Here is a 24140-nt window from a genome sequence, read left to right as displayed (position 1 = left end):
CATTCTTGATGTAGGTACGAACCATGGAACGCATGCTGGCGTTGTGGCTGCGACGCTTCTCAGCCTGTTTTGCACGTTTTTTGGCGGAAGGTGTGTTGGCCACCGTCGAGCTCCTCGAAAGACTTGGAAATTAGCAAACAAAATAGGCCGCGAATAATGCCGATGAGATGTTGTCTTGTCAAGGGCATTTGACGTGCTCCGCTGAGTGGTGCTAATGCAACGCCAGTTATTTATTTCCGGCGTGCGACCTGTAAACTCGCGGGCTTTGGCTCTGTGCTGCTGCTGCGGGCGCGGAGTATCGCATAAATGGATGGCCGAAAGGCTTGTCCTTTCGCCAAGGCGCACAACTCTTTACATGAACCTACTCAAATCATTAGCCGCCGTCAGCTCTATTACGATGGTCTCCCGCGTTTTGGGCTTCGTTCGAGACACCATAATTGCCCGTACTTTCGGTGCCGGAATGGCCACCGATGCGTTCTTTATTGCGTTTAAATTACCCAATCTGCTGCGGCGGATATTCGCCGAGGGCGCTTTCTCTCAAGCGTTTGTGCCGATTCTTGCTGAATACAAAAATCAGCAGGGTGAGGAAGCGGCCCGTACATTGGTCGCTTATGTCAGTGGCCTGCTGACCTTGGTGCTGGCAGTGGTCACCCTGATCGGGATCGTCGCCGCACCCTGGGTGATCTGGATCACCGCGCCGGGTTTTGCCGATACCCCGGAGAAGTTTGCGCTCACCACCGACCTGTTACGCGTGACCTTTCCTTATATATTGCTGATATCGCTATCATCCCTGGCCGGTGCGATCCTCAATACATGGAACCGTTTCTCGGTGCCAGCCTTCGTGCCGACCTTACTCAACCTGAGCATGATTGTGTTCGCGGTATTCCTGACGCCGTACTTCCACCCACCCGTCATGGTGCTGGGTTGGTCGGTGTTGGTCGGCGGTTTGCTGCAGTTGCTTTATCAGCTGCCGCACTTGAAAAAGATTGGCATGTTGGTCTTGCCTCGCTTGAATCTGCGGGACAGCGGCGTGTGGCGCGTCATGAAACAGATGTTGCCTGCGATTCTGGGTGTCTCGGTCAGCCAGATTTCCCTGATCATCAATACCATTTTTGCGTCGTTTCTTGCTGCCGGTTCGGTCTCGTGGATGTATTACGCCGACCGCTTGATGGAGTTGCCTTCGGGCGTACTCGGGGTGGCGTTGGGTACGATCCTGCTGCCGGTGCTGTCGAAAACCTACGCCAGCAAGGACCGTCACGAGTATTCGCGGATTCTCGATTGGGGCTTGCGCCTGTGTTTCGTGTTGGTATTGCCCTGCACCCTGGCGCTCGGGCTGCTGGCTGAGCCGCTGACGGTTTCGCTGTTCCAATACGGCAAGTTTGACGCCCTGGACGCCGCAATGACTCAGCGTGCATTGATTGCCTACTCGGTCGGTTTACTGGGCATTATCGTGATCAAGGTCTTGGCGCCAGGTTTTTATGCGCAACAAAATATTCGCACCCCGGTGAAAATCGCCATCTTCACCCTCATTGTTACTCAACTGCTTAACCTGGCGTTCATTGGTCCGCTGCGCCATGCCGGTTTGGCGCTGGCGATCAGCGTCGGTGCCTGTATCAATGCCGGACTGCTGTTCTACCAACTGAGAAAGCAGGATTTGTTTCAACCGCAGCCAGGCTGGACGGCATTCTTGTCCAAATTGATCGTTGCGGTGCTGGTGATGTCCGCCGTGTTGCTGGGCCTGATGCACTTCATGCCAGCCTGGGATCAAGGCGGGATGCTGGAGCGGCTGCTTCGTCTGGGCGGCCTGGTGGTTGCCGGTGTTGCAACGTATTTCAGTGTCTTGCTGTTGCTAGGCTTTCGCCTGAAGGACTTTGCTCGCAAGGCGATTATGTAACAAAGATTCGTCGGTTTTTCGCGTCCCAAGGCAGTTGCTTGCAGTTTGCCTGGGACTGTTGCCTGTCGTACCGGGCCTGGTGTGGTTATAATCGGCCACTTTATGAGCAAGAAGCGCGTTATGCAGCTGGTTCGAGGCCTCCAAAATCTGCGCCCCCAGCATCGGGGCTGTGTCGCCACTATTGGCAACTTTGACGGTGTTCACCGTGGTCACCAGGCTATCCTGGCGCGATTGCGTGAACGAGCCGTCGAGTTGGGCCTGCCCACCTGCGTGGTGATTTTTGAACCGCAGCCACGTGAGTTTTTTGCTCCCGAGACCGCTCCGGCACGCTTGACACGCCTGCGTGACAAGCTTGAACTGCTGGCGGGCGAGGGGGTTGATCTGGTGCTGTGCCTGGCCTTCAATCAACGCCTGCGAAAACTCAGCGCCGCCGAGTTCGTCGACACCATTCTGGTTGACGGCCTGGGTGTGAAGCAGTTGGAAGTGGGCGACGATTTCCGTTTCGGCTGCGATCGGATGGGCGACTTTGATTTTCTGCAGCAAGCAGGCGTGACCCAGGGTTTCACCGTGGAAGCGGCGCAAACCGTAGAAATCGATGGCGTTCGGGTCAGCAGCACCAAAATTCGTGAGGCCTTGGCCGTTGCGGATTTTGCCTTGGCCGAGCGTTTGCTGGGCCGACCGTTTCAGATTACCGGACGCGTCTTGCATGGCCAGAAACTGGCTCGGCAGTTGGGTACCCCAACCGCCAACGTACAACTCAAGCGCCGTCGCGTGCCGTTTACCGGGGTTTACCTGGTCAGCACGGAAATAGACGGCCAGACCTGGCCCGGCGTTGCCAATATCGGCGTACGGCCAACGGTTGCGGGTGACGGCAATGCCCACCTGGAAATACATATTCTGGACTTTACCGGCGATCTCTATGACCGGCGTTTGACGGTGGCTTTCCACCAAAAGCTGCGCGATGAGCAGCGATTTGCCTCGTTAGAGGCGCTGAAGACGGCGATCAACGCGGATGTCGCCACCGCCCGTGCCCATTGGCGCAAGTAAGATCAGTAGCGCTAATCGCTAATTAAGAGCCTTAAATGACCGACTATAAAGCCACGCTAAACCTTCCGGACACCGCCTTCCCAATGAAGGCCGGCCTGCCCCAGCGCGAGCCGCAGATCTTGCAGCGCTGGGACAGCATTGGCCTGTACCAGAAGCTGCGTGAGATTGGTAAGGATCGTCCAAAGTTCTTGCTGCACGACGGTCCTCCGTATGCCAACGGCAATATTCACATCGGTCACGCCGTTAACAAAATTCTCAAGGACATGATCATCCGGTCGAAAACCCTTTCGGGTTTCGACGCGCCTTATGTTCCGGGTTGGGACTGCCACGGCCTGCCTATCGAACACAAAATCGAAGTCACCCATGGCAAAAACCTGCCTGCGGACAAAACCCGCGAACTGAGCCGTGCTTACGCTGCCGAGCAAATCGAGGGCCAAAAGGCCGAATTTATCCGTTTGGGTGTTTTGGGCGACTGGAAAAACCCGTATCGCACCATGGACTTCGCCAACGAAGCCGGTGAAATTCGCGCCTTGGCTGAAATGGTCAAAGGCGGTTTCGTATTCAAGGGCCTGAAACCGGTCAACTGGTGTTTCGACTGCGGTTCAGCCCTGGCTGAAGCGGAAGTTGAATATCAGGATAAAAAATCTTCGACCATCGACGTCGCGTTCCCGATTGCTGATGAAGCCAGGCTGGCAGCTGCGTTCGGTCTGACTGAACTGGCCAAGCCGACCTCCATCGTGATCTGGACCACTACCCCGTGGACCATTCCAGCCAACCAGGCGCTGAACGTCCACCCGGAGTTCACCTACGCGTTGGTGGATATCGGCGACCGATATCTGGTGCTGGCTGAAGAGCTGGTCGAGTCTTGCCTGGCGCGCTACACGCTGCAAGGTTCTGTAGTCGCCACCACCACCGGTGTGGCGCTGGAATTGATCAATTTCCGTCACCCGTTCTATGACCGCCTGTCGCCAGTTTACCTGGCTGACTACGTCGAATTGGGCGCGGGTACTGGGGTGGTTCACTGCTCGCCGGCGTATGGCGTCGACGACTTTGTAATCAGCAAAAGCTATGGCCTGACCAACGACGACATCATCAGCCCGGTGCAGAGCAACGGCGTGTATGTCGATTCGCTGGAGTTCTTCGGCGGCCAGTTCATCTTCAAGGCCAACCAGAACATCATCGACAAGCTGGCGGAAGTCGGTGCCCTGCTGGACACCGAAACCATCACCCACAGTTACATGCACTGCTGGCGCCACAAAACGCCGCTGATCTACCGCGCTACAGCGCAGTGGTTCGTCGGTATGGACAAGCAGCCAACCACCGGCGACACGCTGCGTCAGCGTGCCATCAAAGCCATCGAAGACACCGCGTTCGTTCCCGCCTGGGGCCAGGCCCGCCTGCATTCGATGATCGTCAACCGTCCCGACTGGTGTATCTCCCGTCAGCGTAACTGGGGCGTGCCGATCCCGTTCTTCCTGAACAAGGAAAGCGGCGAATTGCACCCGCGCACCGTCGAGCTGATGGAACAAGTGGCACTGCGTGTTGAACAGCAAGGCATCGAAGCCTGGTTCAAGATGGACGCGTCCGAATTGCTTGGCGACGAAGCCTCGAAGTACGACAAGATTTCCGACACGTTGGACGTCTGGTTCGACTCCGGCACCACGCACTGGCACGTACTGCGCGGTTCGCATCCGATGGGCCACGAAAGCGGCCCGCGTGCTGACCTGTACCTGGAAGGTTCGGACCAACACCGCGGCTGGTTCCACTCCTCATTGCTGACCGGTTGCATGCTCGACGACCACGCGCCGTACCGCGAATTGCTGACCCACGGTTTTGTGGTCGACGAGAACGGCCGCAAAATGTCGAAGTCATTGAACAACGTCGTCGCGCCGCAAAAAGTCAACGATTCCTTGGGCGCTGACATCATGCGTCTATGGGTTTCGGCCACCGATTATTCGGGCGAAATGGCGGTTTCCGACCAGATTCTTCAACGCAGCGCTGATGCCTACCGGCGCATCCGCAACACTGCGCGCTTCCTGCTTTCGAACCTGACCGGGTTCAATCCGGCCACCGACATCCTGCCCGCCAACGAAATGCTGGCGCTGGACCGTTGGGCCGTAGACCGCGCCTTGCTGCTACAACGCGAACTGCAAGAGCACTACGGTGAGTACCGCTTCTGGAACGTGTACTCCAAGGTGCACAACTTCTGCGTGCAGGAGTTGGGCGGTTTCTACCTGGACATCATCAAGGACCGTCAATACACCACGGCCGCCGACAGCACGGCTCGTCGCTCTTGCCAGACGGCGCTGTTCCACATCTCCGAAGCGTTGGTGCGCTGGATCGCCCCGATCCTGGCTTTCACGGCCGACGAGCTGTGGCAGTACCTGCCGGGCGAGCGCAACGAGTCAGTGATGCTCAACACCTGGTACGAAGGCCTCAGCGAATTGCCGGAAGGCTTTGAGCTGGACCGCGCTTATTGGGAGCGGGTCATGGCGGTGAAGGTTGCGGTGAACAAGGAAATGGAAAACCTGCGGGCAGCGAAAGCCATTGGCGGCAACCTGCAAGCGGAAGTGACCCTGTACGCGGAAGACTCGCTGGTCGCCGACTTGTCGAAGCTGAGCAATGAACTGCGCTTCGTATTGATTACCTCCACCGCCAGCGTTGCACCGTTCATTGATGCCCCAGCCGATGCCGTGGTTACCGAAGTTGCCGGTCTGAAGCTGAAAGTAGTCAAATCCGGTCATCCGAAGTGCGCCCGTTGCTGGCACCACCGCGAAGACGTAGGCGTTGACCCTGAGCATCCGGAAATCTGTGGTCGTTGCGTAGACAACATCAGCGGCAAGGGCGAGGTTCGCCACTATGCCTAATGCAGGCCGCTTGAGCTGGCTCTGGTTGAGCGTGCTGGTCCTGGTCATTGACCAGGCCAGCAAATTCTATTTCGAGCACGGGCTGACGCTTTATCAGCAAATCGTCGTTATACCGAACTATTTCAGCTGGACCCTGGCCTATAACACAGGGGCTGCGTTTAGTTTCCTTGCTGACAGCTCCGGCTGGCAGCGTTGGTTGTTCGCCCTCATTGCAGTGGTTGTAAGCGCGGTACTGGTGGTGTGGCTGAAACGGCTTGGCCGGGGCGAAACCTGGTTGGCCGTGGCATTGGCGCTGGTCCTCGGGGGCGCCCTCGGCAACCTGTATGACCGTATCGTGCTGGGCCATGTGATCGACTTTGTGCTAGTGCACTGGGAAAACCGCTGGTATTTCCCGGCGTTCAACTTCGCTGATAGCGCGATTACCGTAGGCGCGATCATGTTGGCGCTGGATATGTTTAAAAGTAAAAAATCCGGAGAAGCCGTTCATGACTGAACAGTCGTTGGCCCACAGCTCGTCCACCGAGCAGCGCATCGGCCAGAACACGGAAGTCACCCTGCATTTTGCTCTGCGCCTGGAAAACGGCGACACCGTCGACAGCACGTTCGACAAATCCCCGCCGACCTTCAAAGTCGGCGATGGCAGCCTGTTGCCAGGTTTTGAAGCGTCGATATTTGGCTTCAAGGCCGGTGACAAGCGCACCGTTGAAGTTCTGCCAGAAAACGCTTTCGGTCAGCCGAACCCGCAAAACGTGCAGATTATTCCCCGTTCGCAGTTTCAAGGCATGGACTTGTCTGACGGCTTGCTGGTGATTTTCAACGACGCGGCCAATACTGAGCTGCCAGGCATCGTTAAGGCGTTCGACGATGCCCAGGTGACCATCGACTTCAATCACCCACTGGCTGGCAAGACGCTGAGCTTCGAAGTTGAAATTTTCGCGGTCAAGGCGCTCTGATTGGTTAGCGCTCCATCAGATGTCCTGTCTATCCAGCGTGTAGAAACGAGGCACCGCATGCAAATCAAACTCGCCAACCCCCGTGGCTTCTGCGCCGGAGTGGACCGCGCGATCGAAATCGTCAATCGCGCCCTGGAAGTCTTTGGTCCACCGATTTACGTGCGCCATGAAGTGGTACACAACAAATTCGTCGTCGAAGACCTGCGTGCTCGTGGCGCGATCTTTGTCGAAGAGCTGGATCAGGTACCGGATGACGTGATCGTGATTTTCAGTGCCCATGGCGTGTCCCAAGCGGTGCGTACTGAAGCCGCAGGACGCGGCTTGAAAGTGTTTGACGCCACATGCCCGCTGGTGACCAAGGTACACATCGAAGTCGCACGCTACAGCCGCGATGGCCGCGAGTGCATTCTGATCGGTCATGAAGGCCATCCGGAAGTCGAAGGCACCATGGGCCAGTACGATGGCAGCAATGGCGGTGCGATTTATCTGGTTGAAGACGAGGAAGACGTCGCCAACCTGCAGGTCCGTAACCCGGAAAGCCTGGCGTTCGTCACCCAAACTACCTTGTCCATGGACGATACCGGGCGAGTAATTGACGCCTTGCGCTTACGCTTCCCCAGCATCGGTGGTCCGCGTAAGGACGACATCTGTTACGCCACGCAAAACCGCCAGGACGCGGTCAAACAGTTGGCCGACGAGTGTGACGTGGTGCTGGTGGTGGGCAGCCCGAACAGCTCCAACTCCAACCGCCTGCGGGAATTGGCAGAGCGTCTGTCGACGCCGGCCTACTTGATCGACGGTGCAGAAGACCTGCAGCGCAGTTGGTTTGACGGAATCGAGCGGATCGGCATCACCGCGGGCGCTTCGGCGCCGGAAGTGCTGGTACGCGGGGTGATTCAGCAGTTACACGCCTGGGGCGCAGTCGGCGCCGATGAATTGGAAGGCCGCGCAGAAAACGTTACGTTCTCCATGCCCAAAGAGCTGCGGGTTAAGTCTTTGTTGTAAGCAGGTTGCGCGGGCATCTTCTGTAGGAAGTTGCAACGTTCGGGAAAGCTTCTCCCCAGACACACACCATGCCCGAATTTGATTGAATCGATAATTTAGCGGCAAGGCTGCTGCAGGGCCTTGTCGCTCTCCACCCGAACGCGCCCGCTGGCGGCGACCAAAATCCGGTAATGACTGATGGGTTGCTGTGCATCGCAAACCAGTAGCGTTCCGTTACTGCTCAACGCAGAACCCAGCCCATTAAACCGCACGTAGGCGTTGCCTCGGAAATTACCGGTAATCAACGTCTTCCCGTCACTGGCGTGTTCCCGCAGCACATCTTCATTTTCGAGCATGATTCGCCAGCCAAGGCTCCAATCGTTGTCTATGGCATGAACCAACACCGGCGTGTTGCGCATGATCGCCTCCGTGCGGGCCGATCGAAGCGCGCTGGTCAACTGGTTCGCCATCTCCATTCTGCGTTGAGCTTCAATCATGTGTCCAAACCCCGGCACCGCTAGCTGAGCGGCAACCGCGATCAGCGCCACTCCGGCCATCAACTGGATCAGTCCAAAACCTGCTTGCTGCATGCTCGGCATCCTTGTCCGCCATCAGGTCCGCTAGAGAACACCCTATTCGCTGCCGCTCCAAGTCTTTTACGCGCCGCAATTGTGAGTCGGCGTGTCCAACGGTTTTGCACGATTCTGGTTACAAATCCCCCTGTTCATCCGCCCACACAACGGCCTTTCTTCGGCTTCAATAGGCGAACGGAGATTGTTGGATGGAGACAGCAAGTGCATGACGGAAACGGATATTTCCAGACAGGGATGACTCTGATCGAGGTCATTCTCTCGTTGGCAATCCTCGCCATTGGTCTATTGGGCGCGGCGTCGGTGCAGCTCAATGCCTTGAAGTACACCGACAGCGCGATGCTGCACAGTCACGCCAGTTTCGCCGCCTACGACATGCTGGACCGCATACGTGCCAACCCGGACGCGGATTACACCCTGGCCTCCTTGGCCTCTGCGCCCACCATTGGCAATCTTGCTGCGCCACGGGACCAAGACCTGTTTGACTTCGCCACCCACCTCAACGCGTTCGCTGGGCGCGATGCGCAGGCGAGCATCGCGGTGGCGGGGCGGACGGTAAGTATCACGGTCACCTGGAACGATTCCAGAGCTGCCAATGCGGTTGGCGATCTGCAGACATTTCACCTGAGCAGCCGCGTGGCGGTGGACAGCCTGGTGCACCCATGAGGCGCCTCTCCAGAGGCTTCGGTCTGGTTGAAATCATGCTGGCGATGACCTTGGGATTAGTCCTCACCCTCGGCTTGGTTCAACTATTCGTTAGCGCCAAAAACACCTACATCAGCCAGAACGCCTCGGCATTCATGCAAGAAGACGCGCGATTTCTACTCAGTAAAATGCTCCAGGAAATCCGTATGGTCGGCATGTTTGGTTGCCTGGCAACCATAGATGACATCAAGGGTAGCTTTGCAGCCGCCCAAAATAGGCCGATTTACTGGAACGCTGCCAATCAAGAGCTGACCCTCATCACCGCTGACGCTGGCACAACTGGCGGCAAAGCGGACTGGACGGTGCTGTCCGATTGCGCGACCTCCGCCACGGCGTATGTAGCAGACCGCTCACCCGGTCCGGGCCAGATGAAATTTCCGATCCGCAAAGTGACCTACACCTACAACCGCCGAAACGGAGAAATCATCGGGCTGATCAAAAACGTCAGCGCCTTCTCGGTACTGTTTGGTGTGGCTGCCAGCCCCGATGGCACCTCGATTTCACGCTACGTTGCCAACCCCGACAACCCCGCCCTGATCCGCAGCGTGCGAGTCAGCCTCACGCTGACTGACCCAGCGAAGCGAGTAAAAGACCAGACCTTCAACGTCGTCGCAACACTGCGCAACAGGCTTGGGTAAATGAGCTATCGCACGGCCCACGCAATCCCCGGTAGGAGCCAACGTGTTGGGGAGGCGGTCTGTCAGGCACACCGCATTGCACCTTCATCAACAAGGGATCTTCGCCAACACGTTGGCTGCTACAGGTCCGATTTAGTGAGTTGAATTTTGATGACTGAAGGCTTCAAGGATGCACACACCCAACACGGCATGGTGCTGTTAGTCAGCCTGGTACTCCTGCTACTCATCAGCATGATCGGCATCTCATCCATGCAAAACGCCACACTCCAGGAAAAAATGGCCGGCAGCATAAAACTGCGCAATCAATCATTTCAGGCTGCAGAAGCAGCATTGCGCATTGGTGAATCGGCAGTGCAATTGCCGGGTTTTTCATTGGACCGCTGCACAACAATCGTCGCCTGCGCGCCTCCCTCCGAGGCACTCACAGTGTCCGCGCCGGGAACCAGTCCGGTCTCTGGCGTGACGTGGATCGCCACCAACGGAGCCGTGTATGCACTGCAAAATTTTGCTGAAACCACCGACCCCGTGAACATCCCGCCACCTGTAAAAGGAGAGCCACCCAAGTCATGGACCTTATATCGAATCACCGGCGTAGGCATTCAGGGCAACTCGCGAACGGTGCTGGAAAGCGTCTATACGCCCGGCCGTCGAATCATGTGGCGGCAAATACAGTGAGCCGGGGTTTTACCTTGATCGAAATGATCATCGTGATTGCCATCGTCGGGATCCTCGCCGCCCTCGCATACCCCAGCTACACCGACTATGTGAAACGTGCCCATCGTTCGGACATCACCGGACTGCTGACCGAGACGGCGCAACAACTTGAACGGTTTTATTCGAGGAATGGCCAGTATTCGGATGTTATCGGGCCGCCGAGTGTGGAGTTGGAGATTACGCGGGGGAATAAGGTGTATGCGGTGGTGGCGGAGCGGGGTGTTCAAACGTTTACGTTGACTGCGACGCCGGTTGAGACGGGGATGATGGCGGGGGATAAATGTGGGGGGTTTGTGGTGGATAACCTCGGGATAAGGGGGAATGTGAACGCTGGGGCGACGGAGGAAGGGTGTTGGGGACGATAAGCCCTGCCGAGAGGCAGGGCTGGTGCGTTGGGGGTTATTTCCAGCAGGTGGGGGAGGTGGCGGGGTCGGGCGTTCTGGCACCCGTTTGATCGATGGTTAATGTTCCGCACCCGTCGGTTGCCTGTTGGCCAATCGGAACCACCTGCAACGTGTAAGTGGTCGCGGTCGGGACCGTACTGAAGCTGAACGTGTATTTGTTAGTTGGAGAGACCGCGCTGGTTGCAGTAAAACCAATGGCCGCAATGTTCGCCGCTGCATACGTATTGTTTTGCGCGTAGTACCGCTCCATCCGGGCGACCCCATCACTCAACATCGCCTGCCCTTCTGAGCGGTAACCATGCTTCACAAACGACGTGTAATTAGGAAACGCAATGGCGGCAAGGATGGCCACGACGGCCACGGCTATCATCAGTTCAATCAGGGTAAAGCCGCGTTGCTCACGAAATTCAAGTTGCATAGCAAACTCCTAAGGCGAAACGATTGTGCGCCAGCTTTGGCGGCCGCTGGAAGCGTTACCACGTTTTATAGGCGGCGGAGGAGTTGTTGGGTCTGGGTTAGTGATCGTAGCTAAATCGCCAGTAAGAGGAGGCGTCACCACGAACCCTCCTGCGGCGGTGCTAAACGCGCTGGCGTAGGAAGAACCGTATTTATCGCTTTGGTTAATGATGCCGGTCCTGGAAAAGTTGAACACCACGAACGTTGTGCGGCCGCCGGTTGTTGGATCGAGACCGTAGGTCCAGCCAGTAATGCCAGGGGTGCAGACGTCGGTGCTGGGTGTGCGTGTTGAGGCAAGCAGGACGCTGCCGGATATTACCATGGGGTCTGTTAACCTTTCGCCGAGTAAGGTATTCGCGACAGACAAGTCTAGATACCAGCCGTATAGATTCGTCCAATCAACCGCATTTTGGCTGACCACTCGGATAGCGTTGGTAAACGAGCCAAAGGTTGCGCTGTTGTTCTGCTCGGTAATTGTTTGTGCTTGCAATTTCAATCGGCCAAACGATGGCGTAGACGCGGTGTTACCCCCAGTGATCTGCTGGTCCCAAATACCATATAGCGTTTGCAGGTCGGTGTTCGACTTATCGGCGGAAGCGAAGTAGCGTCCGGTACCAAAGATTACGATGGCCCCGACGCCGCTTGGATGCCCCACGGCGGTAGGTGGCGCGGTAATTGATTGAACAATCGAACCTGATGATGCAGGACCGTTTGCCGTGTAAAGGGGGTTCTTGCTGAATGCGACTCTGTAGCTGGTGGAAGCGGTCGCTGCATTAAGCGCACCTGTCCCGATGAGATCGAAACGCCATAGATTCCCCATCAAATCGCCTGCATAAACGAAATCTGCAATGCCGTCAGAGTCGGCGTCGAGCACGATGGGAGAGGAAAGCCCGTTGTTTCCAGCGGTTGTCGTGGTAGCCAATTTACTAACGGTGGCGCCTGTCTCAACGTTGAGTACGAAGAGCGTTGCGATACCGTTATTCCCGTTATAACCGTTGCCGAATATGACGCCCCACTCGCCAGAGTGCAGCCTGGCTATAACAGGCGTAGACATCGCGGAACCCAGGTCGGCATCGGTCTGGGATGTAAACTCCCATAACAGTTTGATATTACTGGGATCAGTAATATCCAGTGCGAAAACTTCACGCCCGCCAGCCCCAAGCGAACCAATGAGTACCGTGTGCCACGCACTGCCAAAATAAACGTCCGATACGACAGAAGGACCGTCGACAAAATACCTATGCAGTGACGAATCGGAGTTGTAAGTACGGGCTGCCAGCGCATTGAGATTGGAAATAACAGCGGTAGGTATAAAAGCAAATGTTTCCACGCCGGTCGCAGCATCAAATGCGTGCAACATCCCGTCGTTTGCGCCCAGATAAACCTGAGCGCGACGGTTGGCTTGGGTACTTTTAAATGCGGCATAATCGCCCGCGCTACCATTTAAGCTGTCCGCAACGGCCGGTAGGTAAAGAGCAGTGCTGACAACAACCGGCCCGGAACCGACAACATCACCTATAAGCGACGCGCGCTTACGAAAGGTGGACGTTTCGTTGCTTGTGTCGCCTCGAATGAAGTCGACTTGTGATGATGTCAACGTCCCTTGAAGGGCTACGCCAGCGTAGGTAAGGTTCGACAGATTGCTATAGCTAAAGCTTTGCAACCCGGTTCCTCCCGAAGTAGCCATCATGATTTTGCGCAAACCCCACGCAGGCATCTTCTGACTGGCTACCCAGTTTTGAGTGGTTGTTGTGGTGGTAGTAGTGCCTGTAGTGGTTGAAATAGCAGTAGTTTTAGTCAGATCACCGCTCCAAAAGGCTACGTTCAAACTGTTCGAATAAGTTGAATTGGAATTGGTAGTGCCAAGCGATTGAATGACTGCTGGCGCAGCCACTGCGCTGTTTTTTTGTAGAATTTGGTTGAAGGCCTTGGCCAACTGAGCCTTCAACGTAGAGGCGTTGGTTACGAGAAAGTAGTTATTCGGGGTGCCGCTGCTGTTTGAGTCCCATTCCCCGGTGACCGGCAGGCTAATGGTAGTGTTTGCAGAGCCACCGAAGCCTCCCCATTTAGCGGCGTACCACAACGGATTTTGCAAGTTGGTGATTGAACTACTGCTACCTGAAGCCGTAAAGGTACGAACATGAGAACTCCCTCCGGTGCTGAGCGCAGCGTTACCGTTCTTCAAGCCCGGCAGCAGCGTAGCGTTTCCTGTGCAGGGGCATGAGCCCGGGAGTTGGGTGCCGGGTGTGTCGAGGGCGTAATGCACATTGCCTGATCCGCCGCCTGTTACCTCCAAGTAAATACCATCGGCGGTTGTACCTGAGATGGTGTAACCCATGTGAGATTCGTTGCCGGCGACGGAATAGACCGTTTGCACCGTAACACTGAGGGTGCCGGCTGCCGTTACAGCGACTGTATAGAGCGCGATGGCATCCATATCGTAGTCGCAGCCTTGGTTGCAATCGTCAAACACTACCCTGAAAATCGCTTGAGCTCGCCCTTCGTTGATGGCGGCGCTGGTGGGTTGTCCTGCCATGTTATAGAGCGAATCAATGTAAAAACCGGTAATTTGCTCAGTGTTGCCGGTATTCGTGACCTTACCAAAAGGTAATAAAGTAATGGTGCCGGTGCCGACAGGCATTTGAATACGAGGCAGCGTGGAGGATAAGGCAATAGAGAAGGTTTGAACCTTCTGACTGCCGAGTGATGTAATCGAGTTGGTATTACCAAAGTAGGCAACCGCGGCGGCGTTATAAGTGCCCTGTTTCGTCGGCTCTTCCGGAAGGCCGCGAATCGTACCGAAGCTTGAAGCACTCTTGGCGGTAGGCGCCAAGTCATTAGTCGTGCCTATAGACTCACCTATGTTTATCTTTTTTGGGGCCCCAACTTCAGCACCCCATATCGTACTGCCAAGACTGCTCACGTTCAGATTCTGGAGCGCCGTCGTTGCGCTCGGTGGGTTGGTAGTAGAAAAACTGCTCCCCGGCAGGTCGGAGTCGTAGTTGGGGTTTACATCGCTGAACAACGTTTCGAATGGTTTTGTGCACGAGGGGTAGGTCGGGTTGGTAGCCGCAGCGTTCGGCGTCAGTGAATAGGGATTGGTCCATGGTGTCACGCTACTCAAGCCCAACGTGGTATCGGCCGAGCCAGAAACGTAAGTCGACGTAGGTGATGTGGAGCCGCTGAAATACCGCATGGTTTCGAACATCATCTCTGCGAGCGGGTTACCCCAGTTCAAGCAGAGACCGTTAGACATGGCGCTGTCAACGCAGGTGGTCGGGTACAACTTCAGAGCATTCAACGTTCCAACAATACCGGTTTTGTTTAAGATGCCTGTGGAAGAATCAATTTCACTACCAAAGCTACTGACAGCTTTTCGAACAACGCCGCCTTGAATGTTGTTTTGATACGTTCCCGTGACCAATCCAAAGTACATTTGATTGGCTTCACCGTAGTCATGGAGAATGCCGGTGGGTTTGTAGTGGCCATTTGGATAAAGTTTGCAGTTGCTTTCCAGGAAACCGGCCTTGCACACCTCGACCCTGACGGCGTAATCAACGGGGGTCACGGTGATGGTTTGAAACGTAGTGCCGGTAACCGTGGTTCCGCCTTGAACACCGTCTCGTGACACCCAGCCAAATATCCGGGCATTTGCTATGTCGGGGACCACTCTCAATAGCGGCGGGCTTGTGGATTCAACGGTGCCTTGGCTGTTGTTCGCGAACAGCGTGTAATTGCCTGCAGACGGTACGCTGTAAGGGGTGTACTTGGAGATGTCGTAACCATCAATCAGGATGCTGGTATATTCCTTGCCCCATGTGTGTGCGTCTGTAGATATGTAGGCACGGGATAGAATGGTTTGAGTTGCGGTATCGGTGTAACGGTATCCGCCATACAGCACTTTTCGTAGAGCATCAGCGCGGGACGTGGTTAGATAGTTGAGGTAGTCACCGCTCCAGTTGCCAGTGCACATCTTGGTCGTGGTGGTAGAGGTAGGGGAGAAGTAACCACTGCCGTAGGTGTAACATTTATTTGAGTCGAAATAGCCCAAGTATGTAATGGATGGCTTGTAGCGGATGTCAATTGAGCCGTCACCGTCCAGGTCGGAAGCGTCGTTATACGCGGGGAAAAAAAGTTTGTGGTCACGGCCGACAACAAGCATGTTTAACGGTGGGACGGCGTTGTTTAAAAACAGTGGCAGTTGTGCCGGAACCTGGCTGACCGTGGCCGCTTGCGCCATAGAAATATGGAGGGCGATAATATTGAATAGAATCACCAGGGCAGCAAGCAGGAACTGGAATTTTTTTGTGCTATTCATGGCATGTCCAAGGTCGGCGCTTAATAAGCTCAATGAGCAACAACACTGCGTAAGATTACGCGTGGGGTCGTATTGTCGCTGGTGCACAATACGGTCGAAGCGCATGAGTTGACTTCATAAAACTGAGGTGTTCCCGTTCCTGTGGGGCCGGTCAGCGCGCCCAAACCTAACGTTGGCCCTGTATTGAGATAGACGAGGTACCACTGAATTTTTATGTCATATTCGGCGCCTGATGTAATAACCTTCGTACCATCGACATCCGAAAAGCGTACAGGCGTGTCATGGTTTACATCTGGCTGGAGTGCGGTGGCGTCGGTGACGGGATAGAGTTTCCACGATACACAAGTTGGAGGAGTCGTCGTCGCATCGCAAGGAAAAGGAACTGTAGTGACTGCACTTTGTTCGCCCATGCGTAGACCCGCTTCCGCTGCAGCAGTCAATATTTTCTGCTGTTTAAGGTTGGCGGTAATTCGCGATTCAAGTGATACACCCCGCATGCTGGCAATGCCCAACACTGTCATTACCAGCAGGAACACGATCGCGATAATAAGCGTTACGCCTGATTGCTGGCGAGCCATAGGGCTATACGGTGTGCTCAAAAAAGGCTTCATTTCATCAAGTTCCTGAGCATGACGGTGCCTTGTACTATTTGGTAGATTTTGGTTTTGTCTATAACTGTGCCCGCATAGCGCGTATTCCAGTCTGCCAGGACTTTAGGCGTATCGCTGGTGTCGCGGACAGCTGCAGGGCTGATGCTTTGCATCAGCGCAGAATAACGAATTGCTCGTACCGTCTGTGTCGAGGTAGGTCCGAACTCGGTTATTGTCTCAGTCTCGGTGGACCCGGAGCCGTAATCGAAGCGAATGTCAGCCACTCCGGTGACCAATTGTTGAGTCGTCGCGCCGATGGTGCAGGTTACTGAATTTGTCAGCGGGTCAAAATCGATTCTTTCCACAACCACTACCGCAGAGGGAGCAATGGACGTAAGTTGTGTATAGGGCTTGATAATTATGGCTTTGTCGGCTGCCGACAGTGCTGTCCCTTGACATGTCACGCTGGCCAAATTGCTAACCTGGTACTGGATGCATAATGAAGTAGCGGAAATAGCCGTCACGGATGCTCCGGCTCCAGAAACAAAGTTACAGCCGCTGACTGTTCCGCTGCTCGGATTGGGAAATGTGTATTCTTGGTTCGTGGGATTGCTTCTGTAGCCTGCTTTGGACAACTCTTGAGATAAGATCGCTAATGTAAATCGACCGTTTTCCTGGTTGCCTGCCTGGCCCTGCTGGAAGAGATAGCTTTTTTGATTGCTTATGAATATCTGGGTTATGCCCAAGATTAAAAATGAGCCAATCACCATGGCAACCATCACTTCAATCAGCGAAAGCCCGCGCTGCTTACTTGAGCGTTGGATTGTTAAATTCATCACAGGCGAGTCCTGACCTTATACGTGCACGTTGTGCTGGTGGAATCATTGGCGTCCATGCAATCGCTGGCCTGTTTTACCGTCCAGGCCAGTTGTATTTCGATCTCTTTTCCGCTCCCGCAATTCGCAACGTCGCCTGGAACCGTACTCCAACAAATATAAAAAGATTTGAGCAGCAAAGCGCCGGCTCCCGGAAGGGCGTTGGACGCCTGGCCTGCCCAACAAGCCAGTTGATCGTTAATAGCAGTGGGTGTTGGAACGCAAGCGCCAGTAGTGACAGGGAACGCGGTGCCCGGCGCTTTGGAGCACGTACTGGAATTGCAATCGGGATGACTTCGCAGCAATTCAATAAGGTCATCCGCCAACATAATTGCGGTATTACGTTGTACCGAGTTCTGGGTGTAAGGGATCGCCTTGCTTTGCAAGCCGACCATGCCTAAAACACCCACGACAATAATAAGCAGACTGACCAGCACCTCGATCATGCTGAAACCGGAAGATTTGTACGCACGACTGATCAATTGCATTCTCCCGTCGCCGGCGCAACCGAGGATGGCGGTGTAATGCGACCCGTTCCCGATATACCCACAAATTGGGTGACGATCTTATTATCCGCTGCATAAGAAAAACTGAAGCAGGAGGGAAGGGTTGCTGTGCCGGTGGGACTGAAGGTGACAATCCCTGAAGCGGAGGTGATAACTACGTTAGGTTGAAAGCCGCCGGTCCCAATTCGTCTCAAGATGGTGGTGGCCACTGTGACAGTCGCATCGCCGTTCCAGGCGGTGTTGACTGCTCCGGGAGCGCTGACAATAACGGTGGCCCCTCGGGTCACCGCTTCAGCTCTGGAGTATTGAAGTAAATCGTAGAACTCGTTAGCGACCGAAGTGACGCTGCTTTTATGGATCAGCGAACTGAAGCTGGGAACAGCGATGGCTGCAAAAATCCCGACAATGGCAATGGTCACCATCAACTCGATGATGGTAAAACCATTGTTTCGGCCGCTTACCCCAAAAGCACCCGGACTACCCAGGCCACGATGCGCCGTTAACTGCCTGACGCGAGAGCCGAAATCCATTACAAAAATTCCATATTTACCGGTGGAAATATCGTGATACTACTGAAGTTCAAAGTCGTTATCTAATAGATATCCGGGCGTTTCAGCAGACCAGTGGCATTTTGACAGCTTTTTGCTGGCACGCAGGGCGCGCGACCCCTCTTAAGGCATGGTCGAAATATCGCCCGCAGTCTGCGACCATGTCTGACTTTGTCATCGGCCATGCCGGCATTTTCTTCAGTCATTCCGGCGCCGTCCTTCCCTCTTTTTGCGTTGAGTCCACGATGTCCAAGCAACAGGTAGTCATTGTCGGCGGTGGTGTAATCGGTCTGTTGACCGCGTTCAATCTGGCCTCCGAAGTAGAAAGCGTGGTTCTGCTGGACCGTTCCGGAGTTGGGAGAGAGTCGTCCTGGGCGGGGGGCGGGATTGTCTCGCCGCTCTATCCCTGGCGCTACAGTTCAGCCGTGACGGCGTTGGCGCATTGGTCGCAAGATTTCTATCCGCAATTGGCCGAGCGGTTGTTTGAAACGACCGGGATTGACCCTGAAGTGCATACCACTGGGTTGTACTGGCTGGATCTGGACGACGAAAAAGAGGCGTTGGAGTGGGCAGCGCGCTTGGATCGGCCGTTGAGCTCGTTGGATATATCCGCTGTGCACGAAGCGGTTCCGGTGATGGGTGGTGGTTATTCACGGGCGATCTATATGGCCAATGTGGCTAATGTCCGTAACCCGCGCCTGGTCAAATCATTGAAAGCGGCGTTATTGGCGCTGCCCAATGTCACGTTGCACGAAGGCTGTGAAGTCAGCGGATTTATCCGCGATGGCGACAAAGTGCTCGGCGTCAGCACAGCGCTCGGCGACATTTTAGGTGACCGGGTGGTATTGGCGGCGGGGGCGTGGAGCGGTGAGTTGCTGAAAACCGTTGGCTTGGAGTTACCGGTTGAACCGGTCAAGGGCCAAATGATTTTGTACAAATGCGCCTCAGACTTCCTCCCGAGCATGATTCTCGCCAAGGGCCGTTATGCGATCCCGCGCCGCGATGGTCATATTTTGATAGGCAGTACGCTGGAGCATGAAGGCTTCGACAAAACCCCGACCGGTAACGCGTTGGAGAGTTTGAAGGCGTCGGCTGAAGAGCTGATACCGGCGTTGGCTGATGCAGAAGTGGTAGGGCACTGGGCAGGATTGCGGCCGGGCTCACCCGAAGGTATTCCGTTCATCGGACCGGTGCCGGGATTTGACGGTCTATGGTTGAACTGCGGGCATTACCGAAATGGCTTGGTGCTGGCGCCAGCGTCGTGCCAGTTGTTAGCGGATTTGCTGCTGGGAAGGGCGCCGATTATTGATGCGTCGCCGTATGCGGTGGAGGGGCGGTTCGTGAGGTAACCGCTCCTTCAATAATTCGCTCGCGGGTGACCGATATTCGAGAGGATGTCTAAGCGGACCAACGGCATCCTCTACTCGCGTGACTACCCATCCTTAGGCTCCTTCGGATTACTTCCAATGATGTCTATTTTTTCTTGCTGCTCCACGCGCAGGACGAAACTATTGGCCAACTCGAGCTTCGTTTGCCAGTCCTTAGGCGTGTAAAGCGTGGGGTTTATAGTTCTTCCTGTCTGTTCCTCCAAGGGAATTAACAATTCCATGATGTCGCCGTATTGCAATGCGTCGCCAATCAGCATCAGATTTATGTCACTCGTGGCCTTTTCATTGCCCTTCGCGATGGACCCATAAATGAATGCCCAGCTTAATTGATCCTCAATCGGAGAAAGCGCAAGGCGTATCAGTTCGGCAATCCCAAATGTTTTACGAACGATGCCTATTAGCTCTTGGTAAATCGGGCAGTCTGGATTTGCCTGGTAGTGAATTTGATTTCCTTGCTTACGGATGGAATTAATTCCTGCACCGTGCAAACGCGTCAGTTCTCGCACCAAGCTACCTTTGCCGACCTGCGCCCAGCGAACAATCTCGTTGGTAAAAAACTCTCATCAGGCTTGCCATACAGCAAGCCCAACACCTTCTGCTGAGTTGTCGTGAAAAGGGCATTCCCCAATGATGGAGTAACCATGAAAATCTCTTCGGTCCCAAAAAGGGAGCGATAGGTCCCTTTTTGGGACTTATCAAGCTTCAGATTATTAAAATATTCATCGTGCTGAAACCGCGTCGCCTTATTCGCAACCCAGCCTTTCTATAGCAGCGAACTTGTTCACGATGGAGCGCGAAGCGATCCCAAACGCCATACCCGGTTTTAACTGGGGTTGGCTGCGCGACAGCGAGGCGTTGGGACGAAGGGCGACCTCCTACAGAAATGTGTCTAATCCTCCAACCCCAACTTCTTCAACCGATACCTCAACGAACGAAATGTAAGGTTGAGGCGTTGGGCGGCGGCGGTGCGGTTCCAGCGGGTTTCTTCCAGAGCCTGGAGGATCAGTTTGCGTTCGATGCTCTCCAGGTAGTCCTCCAGATTGTCGATGTCCGCCAGGTTATGTTCGCCGGGGTTACTGCTGGCGCTGGGTGAATCAACAAGGCGCAGATCGCTGGCTTCGATCTGGTCGTTTTCGCACAGGGTGTACGCACGTTCCAGCATGTTCTCCAGTTCACGCACGTTGCCCGGGAAGCGATAGCCCTTCAAGGTTTCCAGCGCCTGGGCGTTGAGTTTGGCTGGCGGTTGGCCTGACCCGTCAGCCAACCGTCGGAGTACGCTATCGGCCAATTGCACGATGTCTTCCCGACGTTCTCGCAGTGACGGCACGCGCAATTCGATGACATTCAGCCTGTAGTACAAATCCTGACGAAAGCGGCCAGCGGCGACTTCAGCGTTCAAATCCTTATGGGTGGCGCACAGAACCCGCACGTCTACGGTTAACTCTTGCTGGCCGCCAATGCTGCGCACGGCCTTTTCCTGGATCGCCCGCAGCAACTTGACCTGCATGGCCAAGGGCAAATCGGCTACTTCATCGAGAAACAGCGTTCCGCCGTTGGCCGCCTGGAACAGTCCGGGTTTGTCTTCCGTCGCGCCGGTAAAACTGCCTTTGCGATGACCGAAAAACTCGCTTTCCATTAACTCGGAAGGAATTGCCCCACAGTTGACGGGCACAAACGGATGTTCAATTCGCGGGCCTTGCTCGTGAATCAAGCGCGCCACCAGCTCTTTGCCGCTGCCTGACTCGCCACTGATATAAATCGGCGCCTGGCTGCGCGCCAGTTTGCTGACCTGTTTACGCAAGGCACGCATGGGCGGCGAATCGCCCAATAGGCGGCTGTCGAACGTGCCATCAGCGGTGCTGGCGCTGTGCATGCGCAGGGCGCTGGCGACTAACTCGCGCAGGCGGGTAAGGTCCACCGGTTTTGTCAGGAAGTCGAAGGCCCCGGCTTTGAGTGCGTTGATTGCGGTATCGAGGCTGCCGTACGCAGTGATCATCGCCACCGGTACTTGCGGATGGCGCTGTTGAATATGTTGTACCAGGTCCAAGCCATTGCCGTCAGGCAGGCGCATGTCGGTAAGGCACAGGTCGAACGGTTCGCGCTGGAGCCAATCGCGGGCTTCTTTGACGTTACGCGCGCTGCGAGTATCGAGCTTCATGCGCCCGAGAGTGATCTCCAACAGTTCGCGGATGTCCGGCTCATCGTCGACAATCAGGATTTTTTGCCGTGGGCTCATACTACTCAGCTCAACTTTAGCGGGTGGGCAAAGGTTATGCGAAAACAGCTACCGCCGCCTTCTCGCGGTCGGTAGTCCAAATGCGCCTGATTGCTTTCGCATAACTCACGGGAAATATACAGGCCCAGACCGGTGCCTTTACTTTCGGTGGTATAAAACGGCTCGAATATCTTTGGTAATTGCTCTTGCGCCACGCCTGGACCGTCATCGGATACTTCCAGAACCGGCAGGTCGCTGGCCGAGTCATGTGTCAGGCTCAGCCAGACTTGCGCCAGGCTGTTGCACTGGGCGCTGTAGCGCAGGCCGTTTTGCAGCAGATTAATTACTACCTGTGTCAGTTGCTCGGGGTCCATGCGCGTGGTTAGTGTGCCGGGCCCGATGTAGATGTGCAGTTGCTGATCGGCGGGGGCTGAGCCGCGCACCTCGTCGACAAATGTTTCAAGCCAGCCTTTGAGATCGAGCAGTTGCGGCTCGGCCTGGCGTCGGCGAGACAGCTGTAGCACGTTTTCGATGACCTGATCCATGCGCCGGGTTTGATCGTGGATGATCTGGCTGAGGCGTCGGTCGGGCGCGGTCAGCTCTTCTGATTCCTTAAGCAACTGCGCCGCGTGGCTGATAGCGCCCAGAGGATTACGAATCTCGTGGGCGATACCGGCAGTCAAACGGCCCAGCGCGGCGAGCTTGAGTTGCTGGGCCTGTTGAGAAATTTCTGACAAGTCTTCGAGAAAAACCAATGTGTGGCGTTGATCGCCGCGATTGAGGGCGATAAAGCTCGGCTGTAACACCGGGCCGGCGACGGAGGTCTCGACGTTATGCGGACGCAACATGGGATTGATCAGCCATTGGCGTAAACGATCGACCAGTTGCGGCGAGTAATCATCAATGGTTCGGCCGATCAGCTGTTCATGGCCCAGCAAGGTCAGGGCGCCTTGATTGGCCAGCAACACTTGGCGTCGGGCGTTGATCACCAAAATACCGGTACGCATGCGTTGCAGGATCTGCGCATTAAGCTCTTCGAGGTTGTCGACATCCGCCGCGCGCTCGTTGGCCAGGGTCTCGCTGAGGTCCAGGCGTCGGGTCAGGGTTTGTACCAGCAACGCAGCCGCAAAGCTCAACGCGCCGAGGGTCCCGGCTTGAACGTAGTAGTTAGCGGCATCGGGCCGACTGAAACTGAGGTAAAACGTCAGGTAGATAATCCCACTGGCCGCGACGGCAGCAATCAACAGACCGATTCGCCCGCGCAGCAGTACGTTGCTGATGGCAACTGACGCAACCAGCAGATTGCCAATGCCGCTAGGGGCACCGCCGCCCGCATAGAACAATGCCGACAGCATCAGTACATCGGCCATCGCCAAACTGAAAATCTGCGCTGCGTGCTCCGGCCTGTTGAGCAACACCCCAATCATAATGTTGACGATCAGGTACACCCAGCAACCGGTTCGGAACAGGTTTACGTTGACCAGTTCCAGCAGGTCGCCGTCAAGGTTGCTGGAAATCAGCAACACCAGCGTCATGCCGATGGTCAGGCGATAAAGGTGATAAAGCCTGAGGACCCGGTGGGCCTGGTTGCTGCCTGGTGAGCGTGTTTCAGCGGTCACGAGAGCCGGGACCTTGTTCGAGGTGCGCTTGGCTGCAATACCATTGTTGCTGCTGGCTTAGTGCCCGATCACGCGGTAAATGCACGCCACACTGCTCGCAGCGGACCATCGGGGCGGCCGCGCTTTCGGGCTGGGGTGAACTTTTGCGTGGCGCTGGGCGTTTGCCCATACGCTTGAAGAAGTACACCGCTGCCGCGATTAAAATGACCCACAACAGTAAGCGAACCATGACTACCAGCTTTCAGAATAAAGAATGGCAGTGTAGCCAAGGAGCCGGCAGGCGCCCAGCCCAGAAATCAGGAATAAAAAAAGAGGCCTGCTGGCTGCCAGCAGGCCTCTTTTTCAGTACGACTGAATCACGACGGCCGAATCAGTCGAAGACGCCGAAAGTCATGTAGCTAAACCACGAGCGATCGCTGGTGTTGTTGCCTTCCGCACCGTGCTGCTCTTCTGCTGCCGCATCGCCATTGTCTGGCGGTAACAGGTCGGTAGGAATCGAATCTTTCGCGTCCTGGTATTGTTTGATCACGTCCTGGTTGGCGCGGGTTTCACCCGGCGGCAGCGGCGGACGGCTCTCGATCAAGCCCAAAGTCGCCTTGGACAGCCACGAGCGGTTGTCCGCGTCGGAGACCTGTGGCACGAACTGGCCATCAACCAGGCTTTTATGGTTCGGGTAGTTCAGTTTGAGAACTTCGAGGCTGGTGTTTGCCAGGTCGTCCAGGTGCATACGCTGATAAGACTCGACCATCACTGCCAGGCCGTCGCCAACCGCTGGCGTTTCCTGGAAGTTTTCCACTACGTAGCGACCACGGTTAGCGGCTGCAACGTA

At 55.5% G+C, this 24140-nt stretch carries 23 protein-coding genes and 1 pseudogene; 11 read left to right on the top strand and 13 right to left on the bottom strand.

Features of this window, described 5'->3' with window-relative positions:
* A partial coding sequence (gene rpsT, locus JWR17_RS18850) for a 30S ribosomal protein S20 (RefSeq protein ID WP_299833612.1) occupies positions 1 to 103 on the bottom strand: 103 nt, incomplete at its 3' end.
* Between the two features lie 252 nt (positions 104 to 355).
* Here rpsT and murJ point away from each other — a divergent pair.
* The 6 genes from murJ (at position 356) to ispH (ending at position 7766) form a co-directional block, all read left to right on the top strand.
* Entirely contained in the window at positions 356 to 1894 is a 1539-nt protein-coding gene (gene murJ / locus JWR17_RS18845) for a murein biosynthesis integral membrane protein MurJ (protein ID WP_299833608.1), read from the top strand.
* Between the two features lie 120 nt (positions 1895 to 2014).
* The gene (ribF, locus tag JWR17_RS18840) at positions 2015 to 2941 is read left to right on the top strand and encodes a bifunctional riboflavin kinase/FAD synthetase (protein WP_299833605.1); all 927 of its coding nucleotides are present in this window, start codon (positions 2015 to 2017) and stop codon (positions 2939 to 2941) included.
* 35 nt (positions 2942 to 2976) lie between these two features.
* Entirely contained in the window at positions 2977 to 5808 is a 2832-nt protein-coding gene (gene ileS / locus JWR17_RS18835; protein ID WP_299833603.1) for an isoleucine--tRNA ligase, read from the top strand.
* Positions 5801 to 6301, top strand: a complete 501-nt coding sequence (gene lspA, locus JWR17_RS18830) for a signal peptidase II (protein ID WP_299833601.1) — start codon at positions 5801 to 5803, stop codon at positions 6299 to 6301. The genes ileS and lspA overlap by 8 nt, the downstream gene beginning before the upstream one ends.
* Entirely contained in the window at positions 6294 to 6761 is a 468-nt protein-coding gene (locus tag JWR17_RS18825; RefSeq protein ID WP_299833599.1) for a peptidylprolyl isomerase, read from the top strand. The genes lspA and JWR17_RS18825 overlap by 8 nt, the downstream gene beginning before the upstream one ends.
* Positions 6762 to 6818: 57 nt before the next feature.
* A complete protein-coding gene (gene ispH / locus JWR17_RS18820) occupies positions 6819 to 7766 on the top strand; it encodes a 4-hydroxy-3-methylbut-2-enyl diphosphate reductase (protein WP_299833598.1) in 948 nt (315 codons plus the stop codon).
* 95 nt (positions 7767 to 7861) lie between these two features.
* Here the strand turns inward: ispH and JWR17_RS18815 are convergent, their stop codons facing one another.
* Complete coding sequence (locus tag JWR17_RS18815) at positions 7862 to 8335, bottom strand: GspH/FimT family pseudopilin (RefSeq protein ID WP_299833596.1); 474 nt, start codon at positions 8333 to 8335, stop codon at positions 7862 to 7864.
* 204 nt (positions 8336 to 8539) lie between these two features.
* On the opposite strand from JWR17_RS18815, the gene pilV (JWR17_RS18810) reads away from it, so the two are divergent.
* From pilV (JWR17_RS18810) to JWR17_RS18795, 4 genes are all read left to right on the top strand, one after another.
* A complete protein-coding gene (gene pilV, locus JWR17_RS18810) occupies positions 8540 to 9001 on the top strand; it encodes a type IV pilus modification protein PilV (protein ID WP_299833594.1) in 462 nt (153 codons plus the stop codon).
* A complete protein-coding gene (locus JWR17_RS18805; RefSeq protein ID WP_299833592.1) occupies positions 8998 to 9678 on the top strand; it encodes a PilW family protein in 681 nt (226 codons plus the stop codon). Before pilV (JWR17_RS18810) ends, JWR17_RS18805 begins: the two co-directional genes overlap by 4 nt.
* Before the next feature lie 150 nt (positions 9679 to 9828).
* Complete coding sequence (locus JWR17_RS18800; protein WP_299833590.1) at positions 9829 to 10353, top strand: PilX N-terminal domain-containing pilus assembly protein; 525 nt, start codon at positions 9829 to 9831, stop codon at positions 10351 to 10353.
* Positions 10350 to 10757 carry a type IV pilin protein gene (locus JWR17_RS18795; RefSeq protein WP_299833587.1) on the top strand — a complete coding sequence of 136 codons (408 nt, stop codon included), beginning with the start codon at positions 10350 to 10352 and terminating at the stop codon, positions 10755 to 10757. The genes JWR17_RS18800 and JWR17_RS18795 overlap by 4 nt, the downstream gene beginning before the upstream one ends.
* A 34-nt stretch (positions 10758 to 10791) precedes the next feature.
* Here the strand turns inward: JWR17_RS18795 and JWR17_RS18790 are convergent, their stop codons facing one another.
* From JWR17_RS18790 to JWR17_RS18765, 6 genes are read right to left on the bottom strand one after another with little or no spacing between them, the layout of a single operon-like run.
* Positions 10792 to 11214, bottom strand: coding sequence for a type IV pilin protein (locus tag JWR17_RS18790; RefSeq protein ID WP_299833586.1), 423 nt, complete (start codon positions 11212 to 11214; stop codon positions 10792 to 10794).
* 9 nt (positions 11215 to 11223) lie between these two features.
* Positions 11224 to 15570, bottom strand: a complete 4347-nt coding sequence (locus tag JWR17_RS18785) for a PilC/PilY family type IV pilus protein (protein ID WP_299833584.1) — start codon at positions 15568 to 15570, stop codon at positions 11224 to 11226.
* Between the two features lie 29 nt (positions 15571 to 15599).
* A complete protein-coding gene (locus JWR17_RS18780; protein WP_299833582.1) occupies positions 15600 to 16181 on the bottom strand; it encodes a PilX N-terminal domain-containing pilus assembly protein in 582 nt (193 codons plus the stop codon).
* On the bottom strand, positions 16178 to 16996 hold the full coding sequence (locus tag JWR17_RS18775; protein ID WP_299833580.1) for a PilW family protein: 819 nt from the start codon (positions 16994 to 16996) through the stop codon (positions 16178 to 16180). The genes JWR17_RS18780 and JWR17_RS18775 overlap by 4 nt, the downstream gene beginning before the upstream one ends.
* On the bottom strand, positions 16996 to 17523 hold the full coding sequence (gene pilV, locus JWR17_RS18770; RefSeq protein ID WP_299833578.1) for a type IV pilus modification protein PilV: 528 nt from the start codon (positions 17521 to 17523) through the stop codon (positions 16996 to 16998). Before pilV (JWR17_RS18770) ends, JWR17_RS18775 begins: the two co-directional genes overlap by 1 nt.
* Positions 17514 to 18071, bottom strand: a complete 558-nt coding sequence (locus JWR17_RS18765) for a GspH/FimT family pseudopilin (RefSeq protein ID WP_299833576.1) — start codon at positions 18069 to 18071, stop codon at positions 17514 to 17516. Before JWR17_RS18765 ends, pilV (JWR17_RS18770) begins: the two co-directional genes overlap by 10 nt.
* Positions 18072 to 18334: 263 nt before the next feature.
* Between JWR17_RS18765 and thiO the strand changes: the two genes are divergently transcribed.
* A complete protein-coding gene (gene thiO, locus JWR17_RS18760; RefSeq protein WP_299833610.1) occupies positions 18335 to 19438 on the top strand; it encodes a glycine oxidase ThiO in 1104 nt (367 codons plus the stop codon).
* A gap of 83 nt (positions 19439 to 19521) precedes the next feature.
* Here the strand turns inward: thiO and JWR17_RS18755 are convergent.
* The 5 genes and pseudogenes from JWR17_RS18755 to bamD all read right to left on the bottom strand — a co-directional run.
* Positions 19522 to 20120 (bottom strand): annotated as a pseudogene (locus tag JWR17_RS18755) (nucleotidyltransferase domain-containing protein).
* A 246-nt stretch (positions 20121 to 20366) separates the two neighbouring features.
* Entirely contained in the window at positions 20367 to 21713 is a 1347-nt protein-coding gene (locus JWR17_RS18750; protein ID WP_299833574.1) for a sigma-54 dependent transcriptional regulator, read from the bottom strand.
* 5 nt (positions 21714 to 21718) lie between these two features.
* Positions 21719 to 23311 carry an ATP-binding protein gene (locus JWR17_RS18745; protein WP_299833572.1) on the bottom strand — a complete coding sequence of 531 codons (1593 nt, stop codon included), beginning with the start codon at positions 23309 to 23311 and terminating at the stop codon, positions 21719 to 21721.
* Positions 23301 to 23540 carry a PP0621 family protein gene (locus JWR17_RS18740; protein ID WP_299833570.1) on the bottom strand — a complete coding sequence of 80 codons (240 nt, stop codon included), beginning with the start codon at positions 23538 to 23540 and terminating at the stop codon, positions 23301 to 23303. The genes JWR17_RS18745 and JWR17_RS18740 overlap by 11 nt, the downstream gene beginning before the upstream one ends.
* 141 nt (positions 23541 to 23681) lie before the next feature.
* A partial coding sequence (gene bamD / locus JWR17_RS18735; RefSeq protein ID WP_299833569.1) for an outer membrane protein assembly factor BamD occupies positions 23682 to 24140 on the bottom strand: 459 nt, incomplete at its 5' end.

It is taken from the genome of Pseudomonas sp. (genome assembly GCF_028293835.1).
Taxonomy (GTDB): Bacteria; Pseudomonadota; Gammaproteobacteria; order Pseudomonadales; family Pseudomonadaceae; genus Aquipseudomonas.
The sequence above is the reverse complement of the archived record's forward strand: the minus strand, read 5'-3'. Positions and strand labels throughout refer to the sequence as shown.

Excerpts from the sequence above, each read along its gene's own strand:
- murJ (WP_299833608.1), top strand. The coding sequence starts at position 356 with ATGAACCTACTCAAATCATTAGCCGCCGTCAGCTCTATTACGATGGTC.
- ribF (WP_299833605.1), top strand. The coding sequence starts at position 2,015 with ATGCAGCTGGTTCGAGGCCTCCAAAATCTGCGCCCCCAGCATCGGGGC.
- ileS (WP_299833603.1), top strand. The coding sequence starts at position 2,977 with ATGACCGACTATAAAGCCACGCTAAACCTTCCGGACACCGCCTTCCCA.
- lspA (WP_299833601.1), top strand. The coding sequence starts at position 5,801 with ATGCCTAATGCAGGCCGCTTGAGCTGGCTCTGGTTGAGCGTGCTGGTC.
- JWR17_RS18825 (WP_299833599.1), top strand. The coding sequence starts at position 6,294 with ATGACTGAACAGTCGTTGGCCCACAGCTCGTCCACCGAGCAGCGCATC.
- ispH (WP_299833598.1), top strand. The coding sequence starts at position 6,819 with ATGCAAATCAAACTCGCCAACCCCCGTGGCTTCTGCGCCGGAGTGGAC.
- JWR17_RS18815 (WP_299833596.1), bottom strand. The coding sequence starts at position 8,335 with ATGCAGCAAGCAGGTTTTGGACTGATCCAGTTGATGGCCGGAGTGGCG.
- JWR17_RS18805 (WP_299833592.1), top strand. The coding sequence starts at position 8,998 with ATGAGGCGCCTCTCCAGAGGCTTCGGTCTGGTTGAAATCATGCTGGCG.
- JWR17_RS18800 (WP_299833590.1), top strand. The coding sequence starts at position 9,829 with ATGACTGAAGGCTTCAAGGATGCACACACCCAACACGGCATGGTGCTG.
- JWR17_RS18790 (WP_299833586.1), bottom strand. The coding sequence starts at position 11,214 with ATGCAACTTGAATTTCGTGAGCAACGCGGCTTTACCCTGATTGAACTG.
- JWR17_RS18785 (WP_299833584.1), bottom strand. The coding sequence starts at position 15,570 with ATGAATAGCACAAAAAAATTCCAGTTCCTGCTTGCTGCCCTGGTGATT.
- JWR17_RS18780 (WP_299833582.1), bottom strand. The coding sequence starts at position 16,181 with ATGAAGCCTTTTTTGAGCACACCGTATAGCCCTATGGCTCGCCAGCAA.
- JWR17_RS18775 (WP_299833580.1), bottom strand. The coding sequence starts at position 16,996 with ATGAATTTAACAATCCAACGCTCAAGTAAGCAGCGCGGGCTTTCGCTG.
- pilV (WP_299833578.1), bottom strand. The coding sequence starts at position 17,523 with ATGCAATTGATCAGTCGTGCGTACAAATCTTCCGGTTTCAGCATGATC.
- JWR17_RS18765 (WP_299833576.1), bottom strand. The coding sequence starts at position 18,071 with ATGGATTTCGGCTCTCGCGTCAGGCAGTTAACGGCGCATCGTGGCCTG.
- thiO (WP_299833610.1), top strand. The coding sequence starts at position 18,335 with ATGTCCAAGCAACAGGTAGTCATTGTCGGCGGTGGTGTAATCGGTCTG.
- JWR17_RS18750 (WP_299833574.1), bottom strand. The coding sequence starts at position 21,713 with ATGAGCCCACGGCAAAAAATCCTGATTGTCGACGATGAGCCGGACATC.
- JWR17_RS18740 (WP_299833570.1), bottom strand. The coding sequence starts at position 23,540 with ATGGTTCGCTTACTGTTGTGGGTCATTTTAATCGCGGCAGCGGTGTAC.